The sequence below is a fragment of the Kribbia dieselivorans NBRC 106261 genome, from assembly GCF_001552435.1.
Taxonomy (GTDB): Bacteria; Actinomycetota; Actinomycetes; order Actinomycetales; family Dermatophilaceae; genus Kribbia; species Kribbia dieselivorans.
This window is the reverse complement of sequence record NZ_BCRE01000024.1, coordinates 21,097-32,692: the sequence shown is the minus strand read 5'-3', so window position 1 is coordinate 32,692 and position 11,596 is coordinate 21,097. Positions and strand designations below refer to the sequence as shown.

Sequence of the window (11,596 nt, the reverse complement as noted above, 5' to 3'; positions counted from 1 at the left end):
CCGGCGTGGCGACCGGCGCCGCTGAGGCCGTCGGCTGCGCCGTCGCGCGAGGAGTGGGCTCGGTCGTGCGGCTGCGCTCGCGTGACGTCGTGCGACTCGCGGCGATCCGCTGCGCCTCTGCCGGCGACACGAGGTGCCCCACGGGGCTGAGCCGGTCGATGTTGGCGAAGGCCCAGTCATAGAGGGCCGCGGTGGGGCGCCAACCGCCTTGCAGGCCGTACATCTGGGTGATGATCAGGGTGCGGCCGTTGCGGCGCACCGCCGAGATGAGCGTGTGGTTGGCTTTGGTCGTGTACCCGTTCTTGACACCGATCGCGCCGGGGTAGTTGTACAGCACCGCGTTGTGGTTGCTGATCTCGAAACGGGTGCGCGTGGCGCCGCGCTTGACGCCTGGGAGCGTGGCGTTCTTGCGGGCGACGTAGGTGCGGAAGCGCGTGTTCTTCATCGCCTCCCGCCCGATGAGGGCGAGGTCGTAGGCGCTGGAGTACTGGGCCGGCGCATCGAGCCCGGCGGGGTCTGCGGCGTGGGTGTCCCAGGCGCCGAGGCGGCGCGCCTGGGCGTTCATCTCACGCAGGACCGTGTCGCGGCCGCCGCCGACGCGGGCCAGCGCATAGGCGGCGTCGTTGCCCGACGACAGGAGCAGCGCGTTGAAGAGTTCGTCACCGGTGTACCGGGCGCCGGGGACGAGCCCGACCCGCGTGCCCTCGGCCTGCGAGTCCGCATCGGTGATGCGGTGGCTCGACTTCGGGGAGATCTGTGGAATGAGGGTCAGGGCAGTCAGGGTCTTGAGCGTGCTGGCCGGTCGTAGTTTCGCATGCGGGGCCTTGGCGGCGAGTACTTCACCCGAGTCGAGATCGGCGATGAGCCACGAGACGTTGCGCACGGCCGGGGGAGTGGTGGCCCGCGCGTCCTTCACCACGCCGTGCGCGGCCATCTTGGGGCCACCGAGCGCGTCGTAGCGGCTCACGGTCACCTGGGGGCGGGGCAGGCTCGGCTTCGGAGATGGCGCAGCATGCGCCGTGGGACCGCCCACCGTGAGGGCGGCTGCAGTCAGCGCCGCTGGGAGCCACAGCAGTCGGCGCGGGTAAGGCGATGGCACGAGGGCACATCTTGCCACGTGCTCCCACGGAGCGTTCCGAGAGTGTTGGCGTCGGCGCGTTAGCCGAGTCTTCATGACGCTTGGGCCTGGTGATTGCGTGAGGCTGAACGAGCCGCGTTGAGGAGACTCGTGTCAGGCGCCTCTTCCCAGACGCCGGGACGCGGTGGCCTTGAGCGCCGCCGGTACTGCGCTCGGAGTGATGCGGCCCGCCTCGACCAGGTGCCGGGCGGTTGCCGTTAGATCCCGGGCCCGTAGGGACTCTCGTGCAGCATCGATCGCCTTGCTTGCGTAGAGGCGGTTTGCTGACCGTCTACCAGAAGCGGCGTATGGGCCGATTGTTCCGGTTCGATCGGACGCGATGTTCCGGTCGTATACCTCGTTGGACTCCTGTGCTGCCTTTGCGTAGTTATTTGAGGCGTTTCCCCCGTGGACGTGATATCGCACCATTGCACCAGAAACGTGGGCGGCGGGCCCAAAGACCTTAAGTAACTTGAGGACTAGGTCCCAATCCTGCTGTTGAGCCAAGGCGATGTCGTGACCTCCCACCACAATGTATCTAACCCGCTGAACGAGGAGGCTTGACAGGCAGACGTAACCGCTGCCAGCCAAACTTGTTTCGTAGGTGACGGGGCTGGGGCGAGACGCATCGACCTCTTGATTCGGTAGAACCCACGTGAAGCCAGCGTGCACGAAGGAGGCATCTGGATTGTCGCGGGCGACATCGAGTTGTTGCGCGATCTTCGTCCGACTGGACCACTCGTCGTCTTGGTCAAGGAACGCGACGTACTCGGCATCGGTAAGCGCCACAGCCAGGTTTCGCGCCGCTGAAACGCCCCGATTCTCCTGCCGCAGGAATCGCACACGCGGGTCGTCCAGCCCAGGGACTTGGGAGATGTCCTCGCTCGAACCATCATCAACAACCACTACATCGAGGTCTACGTTCTCCTGTGCAAGAACGCTCGCCAGCGATCGCTCCAAGAAGGGGCCAGGGTTGTAGGCGGGGATGATGGCGGTCACTCGAGGGTCAGCACTCATGCTGCAAAGGGTATCGATGAGAGGCGGCCACCCACCTACTTCTCCTCGTCGGGCGATCAGGCGACTGAGCGACGGGCCAGAGCTGGCGCATCAGCGACGGAACGATAGTGCTCCAGGAGTTGTTCCGTCAGGGCGTTCCACGATCGTTCGCGCACCCGGGCCATGCCAGCAGCACCCATGGAGGTCCTCAGTACCGGGTCCTCGACAATCGGGGCGGTCATGCGGTGCAGGTCACCGGCGACGTCCGGGTCGAAGAGGTGGCCGGTGCGCCCGTGGTCGACCAGGTCCACCGGACCGCCGCGGGCGGGGGCGACGACCGGCAGGCCCATCGCCGCGGCCTCCTGGAGCGTCTGGCCGAAGGTCTCCTTCGTGCCGGTGTGCACGAAGATGTCCATGGCGCCGTAGGCACGGGCCAGGTCATCGCCGCTCCGCCGGCCAAGGAAGACCGGAGGCAGGTTCGGTCGGCCGGTGCGGGAGGCCACGGCCTCGCTCAGGAGTGCGCCGATGTCCGCGCGGCTGGGGCCCTCACCGACGAGGACCAGTCGCGTGTGGGGAATCGAGGCGACCTCGACGAGCCGGTGGAGTTCCTTCTCGGGCGCCAATCGACCGACGTAGCCGAGAAGAACCTCGCCGTTGGGGGCCAAGGTCTCCCGCAGGGCAACGCTCCCGGCCTCGTCACGCCACTCCGGGTGGAAGAGGCCGGTGTCGACACCGCGACCCCAGAGCGCGGTCCGGGGAACGCCGTGCATGCGCAGCTCGTCGAGGGTCGGCTGGCTGGGCGCCAGAGTGAGGTTCGCTTGCGAGTGCATCCGCCGGACCCAGTGCCAGACGATCTCCGCGGCTCCGCGGCCGATCGCACCCGGACCGTGCTGCTCGACATAACTGGGCATGTCGGTCTGGTAGATGGCCACCGTCGGGATGCCCATGTCCTGGGCCACATGCAGGCCGCGCGCGCCGATCAGGAAGGGGGAGGCGACGTGCATGACGTCAGGCTTGAAGTCGCGCAGTGCACGGATCATGGTGTTGGTCGGCACGCCCGCATTGAAGCCGCGTACAGGGACGGCTGGGACCGCTCGGACGGGGTGACCGGCGAATGAGGTGGGGGCAGGGGAGGGCGCGATGATGAGCGCCTTGTGCCCCTGCTGACGCAGGCACTCAGCGACGCGACAGACCGAGGTCGTCACGCCGTTGAGGCTCGGCAGGAATGACTCCGTCACCATGGCTACACGCACGGTGCCCCATCTTCCCTCGTTGCGGTGCATCTTGGCTACTTGGAGGGGTGTGTCAGGTGACATCTAGGTGACCAATCGGTGAACTCGGCTCCGGCGGCTCGCCGTGGCATCAGTGATCCGTCACTGGTCGGGCTTCTTTGGTGAGTGGGCCATTCGCTCGTTACCGTCTGTCCATGGCTGATCAGACCCCACCACTCGACTCCTTCTGGGCCGTCGTGCCTGCCGGCGGCGCCGGCACGCGATTGTGGCCGCTGAGCCGGGCCGGGTCACCGAAGTTCCTCCACGACCTCACGGGGACTGGTCGGACCCTGATCCAGTCCACCGTCGATCGGCTCGAGCCACTGGTTGGCAGCAATACCATGGTGGTGACGGGTGCGGCACATGAGGCGGCGGTGCGGGACCAACTGCCCCACATTCGGCATGTGTTGGCTGAGCCGAGCCCCCGGGACTCCATGGCCGCCATCGGGTGGGCTGCGGCCGTGCTGGAGGCCCGCGATCCGGACACGATCATGGGGTCGTTCGCCGCGGACCACATCATCACCGACCTCGAAGCCTTCCACTCTGCGGTCGGAGCGGCCGTGGAGGCAGCCCGCAAGGACTATTTGGTGACGATTGGCATCGAGCCGACCTTCCCGTCGACCGGGTTCGGCTACATCCAAGAGGGGCCGACGATCAAGGGCCTGCGTGCGCGCCGAGTCCGCCAGTTCGTCGAGAAGCCGAACGCCGAGCGGGCCGCTCGCTATTTGGCCACCGGGGAGTTTCGGTGGAACGCGGGCATGTTCGTGGTCAAGGCCGGGGTGCTGCTTGACCTCCTCGCCAAGTGGCACCCGCAGTTGGCCGCTGGCCTGCGGTCGTTGGCCGCTCAACCGGATTCGTTGGCCGAGACGTGGCCGACGCTGGAGAAGATCGCCATCGACCATGCCGTGGCCGAACCAGCGGCCGACATCGGCCGGGTCGCCGTGGTGGACGGCGCCTTCTCGTGGGACGACGTGGGTGACTTCGCCTCGCTCGGCGACCTTGTGGCCGACACGGTCGACGGCGTGACGGTCTTGGGTGACCGCGCTGCCGTGCGGGTTGTCGACGCAACGGGCTTCATCGCGCCGCAGGGTGGGCGCTTGGTGGCCGTGGTCGGACTGGAGGACGTGGTCGTGGTGGACACCCCTGATGCGCTGCTCGTCACGACTAGAGCGCAGGCACAAAATGTGAAGAAGGTCGTGACCGCACTCAAGGAGTCGGGACGGGCCGACCTCGTATGACCAGCGCCGGCAGTGACGGGGACGCGCCTTCCGGGACGCCCCAGCCGATCGACCCCAAGAATCCTGACGGACCGGCGCCGCTGAGTCGGGGTGAGTTGCAGGATCGAGCGATACATGGGGCGTCGTGGACCCTAGTCAACGTCATCTTTGGGGTTGGTGTTGGCTTTCTGGTCAACATCCTCCTGGCGCGGGTTCTGGGCGTGGTCGACTACGGTCGATTGGCCTATCTCACGATGATCATCGGCCTCGCGGGGTCGATCGCAGGGATGGGGGTTGGCTCGGGCACCTTGCAGTTCGGGGCTAAGGCGCACTCGGCTGGCCGCCGAACCGAAGTCCAGTCGTTGCTATCCAAATCGCAAGGCTTTCGTCTCATGGTGGCTGCCCCGATCATGACTGTTGTGGTGGTGGCACTCGTCAGGGTGGACTGGGTGCTCCTCGTGCTGGCGGTGGTGTTCGGCATCTGGGTCTCGGCTTTTTTTGCCGGGGCAGCCACGTGTCTGGGAATCGAGAACAAGACGGCTGGGGGCGCCAAGAATGCCTTGGTGATCAACCTGCTGACGCAGGTAGCAGTGGTGCTAGCGGCCGTGACGGTGGGCACGTCCGACAGCATCTGGGCGGCACGGATCATCGTCGGGGCGTTGGGCGCGGGCACCGCGATGGTCTTGATCTCGCCTTGGTATCGTCGTGCTGTCTTGAGGCCGACGTTCCCATGGGGATTCCCGGAGGGCTTCTGGCGGTTCGCGCTACCCACCGCCGCTGCAGGACTGGTCGGCTCTCTGCTGTCGAATCGGTCGGAAGTGGCGGTGCTAACGTGGATGTCTGCCGAGCACGCGGCGGGAATCTTCGCGTTGGCCTACGGTCTCTCGGCGCATTTGTTCAGTCCGGCTCAGGCACTGATAGGACCGCTCATCCCCGCGGTGTCGGGGTTGCACGAGGTCGATCCGAGCGCCGTCGGGCGGGCGTTGGGGCGAACCTTGCGCTCGGCTGCGACGGTCGCGGGGGCCCTGATGGCGACGATCATGCCTTCGCTCGCGCTGCTCATTCCCCTAATCTACGGGGCGGAATTCGCCGAGGTATCGCCCGTCATGCTGGTATTGGCGATGGGAGGTGCCATTTCCATTCTCGGTGGGCCACTGTCGGCGTTCGTTGCGGCGAGATTACAGGGCTCGCGACTATTTCGCGTCAGCGTCATCTCGCTGGCGCTCAACGTCGGTCTCATGGTGCCACTCATCCCCATCATTGGCATCTGGGGCGCAGTCGTCGGCAACATTGCCGGAACGCTCGGCCAGACGGTCGCGCTGTTGCGCGGCGAGGTAAGGACCCTAGGGGTTTCGCCGCGATCCGTGGTCGCCGATCTTCTGCCAATTGGCGTCGGGGGCTTCGTTGGTTGGGTGGTCTGGTGGGGAATGGGCCTCATCGGTCTATCGGCGGTGGCATCCGCTGTTTTGGGGGGCGTCGCTGGAGGGGTGCTGTTTCTGTCGGTTCTGGCTGTTGCACGGGTGGGCTTGACGATGGGGGATGTGAACGCCATCCGACGGGCCGTCCCCCGAATTGCCCGCGGTCCAGGCGGACACCTGCTTACCCTGCTGGGGCGCCGGGTGGGTTGAGGTTCACATTGGGCGACGTGCCCGAACTCGCTTGGGTGTCTGTTCCGGGCAGCCGCGCAATGGCCTGATCCAAATCCTCGCACCAGTTGGCAGTTGTGAACCCGCCTGAGTACTCGTCGAAGATGCCCTTGACCTTGCCGTAGGAGTTGTCGGCCACGAAACTGGGTACCCCAGAGAGACAACTGAGTATGTGGGCATGGAGTCTGTTCGTCGCGATGGCCGAGCTGTTGGAGGCGATTTTCTCGGCGGCACGCAGGTTGACGCCAGTCTGAGACGCCGCCGCCTTCGACGCCACCCATACGGTCGGCGCAGTGGAGGGGAGGCGACGCGCGACTGACCCCGTCCCCGTGGCAGCTCGCCATGCCAAGTGGTTCAGGCGACTCCACGTCCAGTCGTCGGCTGGAGCATCTCGATCCTGATGCATGGCCTCTTCATCGCGCCTGGCCACGACGCGGGGCCGTCGCATGTGGCTCGGGCGAACGGTGGGCGTCCACCCGAGCGCGTGGTCGGGTGACCAGACGGCCTCGACATGGGGGAAGGCCTCCTCGGCGAATGCCTGTGAGCGTCGGTCGCGCACGAGCAGTGTGAGGTCGGGTGCCGACGAGTAGACGCGGGCAGACCGCTCGACTGCGTCAGTGTTCTCGAAGTGAATGGTCTGAGGCAGCACGACGTAACGGCGATCGGGGTCCGTGGCGATAACCCGAAGCCGGGACTCCTCCTCATACGGGTACAGATCGCCAAGATTGCCTCCCCCGAGGAACAGGACAGGCAGGTCCTGAGGAAGCGCATGCAAGACCTTCAAATCAAGCCCCGCAAGGTCTGACAGGTAAACGACCTCCACGTTCATCCTGCGCAGCAGTGCCAGGGTGCCACCGGCGATCATGGAGTCACCCAGATTGCGGTGCCGTGGGATGCCGAGGAGGGCGACCTTCGTGTGGCCGCGGAGCGCATCCACAAGGACGCTCATGATGGTCGACCTCAGACTCTCCACGTAGAGCGCGTCATCTCTGGTGAGAGGAGACCGGTGATCCCTCATCCAAGTTTCTCCTCTGCCGTTGGCGTGTGAGTGTGGGCGGCCGCCACCTCGACGCGTTGCGAGAGAAGACGTGTGGTCCGACCCAGGATGATTCGTTGGATGAGGGGAAGCTTCCGCGCGTGGTCCTCCAACAGCAGCTTCAGGGGACTCAGATCCGTTTTCATCCGTGGTGTGCCAGATTCCCCTGACCACAAGGTGTCGAGCCACGTCGCGTCGACCTTGAATACCTCCGTGACGAACTCGCGGTATGCGTCCCGTAGAAGGGGGTTCGCGTGGGCACGTTGGATGAACCCATCCTCGGTGGAGATCTGCTGGGCGTGAGAGCGATAGGCGAGCGCGGGCACGGAGGTCCGGACCAAACGAAGCCCCGTCCTCAGCGAGCGGAGCCACAGGTCGTGATCTTCCGCTTGCACCCCGCGGTAGCCTCCGGCCGTCGCCAAGGCCTCGCGGCGGGCAGCCATGGTGGGGTGGCAGAGGGGATTGTGGACCAATAGATGGAGGGGCATGGCCTCTGCCGTGATGGGCAGAGGAAGGCCGGGACGGAGAACCCGTGATCCGTCCTTGAACTTGATGATCGGCGTGAAGGCCAAGTCAGCGCCGTCCAAGGCTGCGAGCTGAGCATGGAAGCGTCCTGGCAGGCACACATCGTCAGCGTCCATACGGAACACGTACCGGCTGTCGGTGGCGTCCAACAATTGCTGCAGACCCGCTCCGACACCAACGCTTCGGTCGTTCCTGAGCATGCGGATGCGCGCGTCGCTGACCTCTTCGACGAGCCGTTCGGGGTGGTCCACCGAGCCATCGTCCAAGATGAGCAGTTCTGCGTCCTTGGGCATGCTCCGCAGGGTCGACCGAACGGCCGTTCCGAGCGTTCTGCTGCCGTCCCTGACAGGCAAGATCACCGAGATCAGCGGCATGAGGTCAGAAGCTCCTTCCAGAAGGCGTGGACCGAGTGGTCTGCCAAGACGCGCTGACGCGCGTTGCTGCCGAGTGCGGCGCGTAACCCCTGGTCGTCCGCCACACGGCGCAGTGCCTGAGCGAGGGCGGTGGGATCACCAGGCGGGACGACCAATGCATTCTCGCGGTCGGTCACGTAGTCCTGCGTTCCGTTGACCCTCGTCGTGACAACAGCCTTGCCCATGCCAAGCGCATCGAGGAGGACCAGCGGTCCGGACGGCAGGTCGGTCGGCGACATGACCACTGCAATAGCGGCGGCCTTCGAAGCGAGAGCCCGTCCGTCCTCGGGTGCGGGCATATCGATGATCTGAACTCGGTCCGCTGAGGAGCCGATGGGGGTCAGGGGGTGGCCGGGGGCAAGAATGGCGGGAAGATCGACCTCAACCAACGCCCTCAACAGGGTGTCCCAGTCCCGGTGTGCCCAGCCTGCAGCATAGATGTACCCCTCGTCAGCGGTGGGCAGCTTCGTCACCTCCGTCCTGACAGGCCATCGAATGAACCGTATCCGGTCTCCTTTGACGGCGAACCGTCGGTGGAGCATGCCTTGATCACCAGTTCGAATCACCAAGAAGGTGTCGACCGCGCGAAGGATCAATTGACCCAGTGCGCGTGGAAACTGCCTGCGAGGGGCCAAGAAGTCGAAGACGACGACCTTGGTTCTTGGCGACAAGACCTTGATCAGGAGCGCCGCGAGGCCTACCTCGATGCCCAAAGTGCATATGACGACAGCGCCGGCGTGTCGAGCTGCGCGCGCAAGGTGGTATGCGTCACGCAAGAAGTTGAAGGCGGCACGCCTGCGCCCAACCTCCCAGTCCTTCCGGCGAGCTCGGACGTCCGCGGACAGCCCAGCCGCAACGTCAGGGTCAGGCCCTCCGAACTGCCATGTCCAGGGTACGGACACAATCACGCGCACGGATGTCTCCCCTCGTCTCGACGAATGAGGCGGGCCGGATCGCCACCCCAGGCAGTCTCGGTCCAGTCTCACATGGGCTGGGATAGGCAGCTGAAGCCAGACCCGTTCATGAGACGCGAACCGAGAGTCCAGCTCGTTGTGCCGCCAGTGCCGAAGGATCTTCGGATCGCTGGCGTTCGAAAGGTTGGGTATCCTTCCTACGGTGCCGCTGGCTGACACCAGAATCCGCTCGTGCTACGAGTCAATGCCAGACCACACGATAAGACGGCGGGGGACGTGGAGAGCGATTCGGAACGGAGAAGGCCGTTGATGGTCTTGTTGGTTTCGCCAGTGCGCGGTCTCGACCCGTTGTCTGGGGACGTGACCTTCACCGAGCAATTGCTTGCGTCACCTCCGCCCGGTGTGACGTACGTGACTTACGACGAGGCACTTCGCCGTGGGCTGCTGCGAGAAGTTGGCACGCACGCCGACGTACAGGCTGGTCGTCGACGGCTCCGCGCGTTGGGGGTGGCAGTCCTGCGGAAGGGGGAGTACGCGCTTCGCAGTTCCGGGCTTGCCTATCGTGAGCCGGTTCGACTCTTCGAGGTGGAGCCAGGAGCGTTCGACCTTATCCATGTGCATGTCTTTCACACGCGGTTCCTTGGACAGCACCCCCCAATTGTCATGACCGGGGGCGGACCGATGGAGTGGGTCTACGCCAATGCGTGGCATTGGAGTCCACGCCGTATCCGCGTGGCCAACGCGATCGACGCAGCCATCGGCGCATGGTCCGGGGCGACGATCTGCGCCATGCGTTCGGGATCAATCGCGCGTTACGTCGCACCCAACGAGGATCTTCGCGAGCATCTGGTGACGCGAGGCTGGGACCCAGCCCTCATTGAGATCATCCCGAACTTCTTGGCGTATCCCGCAGCCCCTGAACAGGCGGCGCGTACTCCGCGACGGCTGGGATTCGTGGCGAAGGACTTTGACGCCAAGGGTGGCCCGCTGGTTGTCGAAGCACACCGGCGGCTGCGATTGGACTTTCCTGACCTTGAATTGCTCATCGTCGGTTCCGAGCCCCGACACGACGCGTCATGGCTGTCCTCGCAGGGAATCGAATGGCTTCCACTTGTCGATCGAGGGCGACTGCTTAGGGAGATCTACCCGTCCATCGACATTCTTGTGTACCCCTCGGCCTTCGACACCGGGGTGCCGTTCAGCACCCTGGAACCGTTGGCGGCCGGCATCCCGGCCGTTGTGTCCAACCTGCCTGGCCTGCCTGACCTGGTGGGCGCTGATGCCGGTCGGGTTGTAGAGCGCGACCCAACCGCCATTGCCGCAGCAGTCAAGGAACTGCTTGACCCGGACATGTGGCTGACTGCGTCCCACGCGGCCACACGCCGCTTCCGCACCATCTATTCCGCCGACGTCCAATCACCCCGACTGGGAGAGGTCTACCGCAATGTCCTCCACTCCGCTGCCGCGCACTGATCCGCAAGGCGGGCAATGGCCCGGCCTGAGCGTGACCGTCGTCATTGCCACCTACAACCGACCTGACCATGTACGTGAGTGCTTGGAGCATTTGGCGAAGCAGTCGGTTGCGCCCCACGAGATTGTCGTGATTGACGCTTCTCCTGACCATCGCACCGCCCTCGCCGCCGCGGAGTTTCCCGGAGTGATCTACACACGCAATGACCTTGGACGAGGTCACACGGCGACTTCCCGCGCAATCGGTATGGAGCTGACGAAGGGCGAGGTCGTGGCCTTCATCGATGATGATGCCTACGCGGAACCCGACTGGCTGGAGGAGTTGCTCAAGCGTTACCAGCCTGGAGTGGGTGCGGTCGGAGGCCGGGCCCGAAATGGCGTGCCTGGCGAGGAGCAGGAGGGTGTTGATGAGGTAGGGAAGTTGCTGCCCAACGGAATCCTGACCGGAAACTTCGCCGCCATCACGGAAACAGATGTCGACGTGGACCACCTTCTGGGGGCCAACATGTCCGTCCTCCGGTCTGCAGTGGACGAATTGGGGGGCATCCACGACCACTACCCCGGCACCTGTCTCCGGGAGGAAACCGACATCGCACTTCGACTGCGGAAGGCTGGTTACCGCATCATCTACACACCGAATGCGGTGGTGCGTCACGTCGGAGGCACGTACGCCAAGGGCCATCGCTTCGACACACGCTACAAGTATTACGGCGCCCGTAACCACATGGTCCTGCTGGCGCACAATCTGGGCCTGCGTGACTCACACGCGCAGAACAACGTGAAGGTCGTCGCGGAGTCGGTGCGTGAGGACCTGAAACTCGCCTATGACGCGCTGCGGCTTCGGGGCGATCAGCCGTTCAAACTTCGTTTCCGGACTGCGGGCGGTGGCGTGCTTCGAGCAGCAGTGCACACCGCGGGAACGGCTGTCGGGGCCGGCGTGGCACTGAAGATGGCCATGTTTGGCGACCCCGAAGCACGAAAGCGTCGTTGA

10 protein-coding genes are annotated in these 11,596 nt (G+C 65.1%); 4 read left to right on the top strand and 6 right to left on the bottom strand.

Annotation, left to right across the window (positions count from 1 at the left end):
- The 3 genes from KD1_RS02375 to KD1_RS02370 all read right to left on the bottom strand — a co-directional run.
- The coding region (locus KD1_RS02375) for a D-alanyl-D-alanine carboxypeptidase family protein (RefSeq protein WP_068396973.1) at positions 1-967 on the bottom strand (967 nt) is incomplete at its 3' end.
- 264 nt (positions 968-1,231) lie between these two features.
- Positions 1,232-2,134, bottom strand: a complete 903-nt coding sequence (locus KD1_RS16105) for a glycosyltransferase (RefSeq protein WP_083541954.1) — start codon at positions 2,132-2,134, stop codon at positions 1,232-1,234.
- A 56-nt stretch (positions 2,135-2,190) separates the two neighbouring features.
- A complete protein-coding gene (locus tag KD1_RS02370; RefSeq protein WP_068396970.1) occupies positions 2,191-3,354 on the bottom strand; it encodes a glycosyltransferase family 4 protein in 1,164 nt (387 codons plus the stop codon).
- 185 nt (positions 3,355-3,539) lie between these two features.
- Here KD1_RS02370 and KD1_RS02365 point away from each other — a divergent pair, with 185 nt between their 5' ends.
- Both KD1_RS02365 and KD1_RS02360 read left to right on the top strand, forming a co-directional pair.
- Positions 3,540-4,622 (top strand): mannose-1-phosphate guanylyltransferase, encoded by a 1,083-nt coding sequence (locus KD1_RS02365; RefSeq protein WP_068396968.1) that lies wholly within the window; start codon positions 3,540-3,542, stop codon positions 4,620-4,622.
- Entirely contained in the window at positions 4,619-6,229 is a 1,611-nt protein-coding gene (locus tag KD1_RS02360; RefSeq protein WP_068396965.1) for a lipopolysaccharide biosynthesis protein, read from the top strand. The genes KD1_RS02365 and KD1_RS02360 overlap by 4 nt, the downstream gene beginning before the upstream one ends.
- On the opposite strand, the gene KD1_RS02355 is transcribed toward KD1_RS02360, so the two are convergent.
- The 3 genes from KD1_RS02355 to KD1_RS02345 all read right to left on the bottom strand — a co-directional run bounded on the left by KD1_RS02355 (position 6,201) and on the right by KD1_RS02345 (position 8,694).
- The gene (locus KD1_RS02355; protein WP_169795319.1) at positions 6,201-7,196 is read right to left on the bottom strand and encodes a polysaccharide pyruvyl transferase family protein; all 996 of its coding nucleotides are present in this window, start codon (positions 7,194-7,196) and stop codon (positions 6,201-6,203) included. The genes KD1_RS02360 and KD1_RS02355 overlap by 29 nt on opposite strands.
- Before the next feature lie 65 nt (positions 7,197-7,261).
- Positions 7,262-8,182 carry a glycosyltransferase family 2 protein gene (locus KD1_RS02350; RefSeq protein ID WP_068396959.1) on the bottom strand — a complete coding sequence of 307 codons (921 nt, stop codon included), beginning with the start codon at positions 8,180-8,182 and terminating at the stop codon, positions 7,262-7,264.
- Complete coding sequence (locus tag KD1_RS02345; RefSeq protein WP_169795318.1) at positions 8,173-8,694, bottom strand: glycosyltransferase; 522 nt, start codon at positions 8,692-8,694, stop codon at positions 8,173-8,175. The genes KD1_RS02350 and KD1_RS02345 overlap by 10 nt, the downstream gene beginning before the upstream one ends.
- 801 nt (positions 8,695-9,495) lie before the next feature.
- Between KD1_RS02345 and KD1_RS02340 the strand changes: the two genes are divergently transcribed.
- A complete protein-coding gene (locus KD1_RS02340) occupies positions 9,496-10,608 on the top strand; it encodes a glycosyltransferase family 4 protein (RefSeq protein ID WP_169795317.1) in 1,113 nt (370 codons plus the stop codon).
- The gene (locus KD1_RS02335) at positions 10,580-11,596 is read left to right on the top strand and encodes a glycosyltransferase family 2 protein (RefSeq protein ID WP_083541952.1); all 1,017 of its coding nucleotides are present in this window, start codon (positions 10,580-10,582) and stop codon (positions 11,594-11,596) included. The genes KD1_RS02340 and KD1_RS02335 overlap by 29 nt, the downstream gene beginning before the upstream one ends.

Bases quoted from the DNA above. Each gene is read 5' to 3' on its own strand.
- KD1_RS16105 (WP_083541954.1), bottom strand. From the start codon at position 2,134: ATGAGTGCTGACCCTCGAGTGACCGCCATCATCCCCGCCTACAACCCT.
- KD1_RS02370 (WP_068396970.1), bottom strand. From the start codon at position 3,354: ATGGTGACGGAGTCATTCCTGCCGAGCCTCAACGGCGTGACGACCTCG.
- KD1_RS02365 (WP_068396968.1), top strand. From the start codon at position 3,540: ATGGCTGATCAGACCCCACCACTCGACTCCTTCTGGGCCGTCGTGCCT.
- KD1_RS02360 (WP_068396965.1), top strand. From the start codon at position 4,619: ATGACCAGCGCCGGCAGTGACGGGGACGCGCCTTCCGGGACGCCCCAG.
- KD1_RS02355 (WP_169795319.1), bottom strand. From the start codon at position 7,196: ATGAGCGTCCTTGTGGATGCGCTCCGCGGCCACACGAAGGTCGCCCTC.
- KD1_RS02350 (WP_068396959.1), bottom strand. From the start codon at position 8,182: ATGCCGCTGATCTCGGTGATCTTGCCTGTCAGGGACGGCAGCAGAACG.
- KD1_RS02335 (WP_083541952.1), top strand. From the start codon at position 10,580: ATGTCCTCCACTCCGCTGCCGCGCACTGATCCGCAAGGCGGGCAATGG.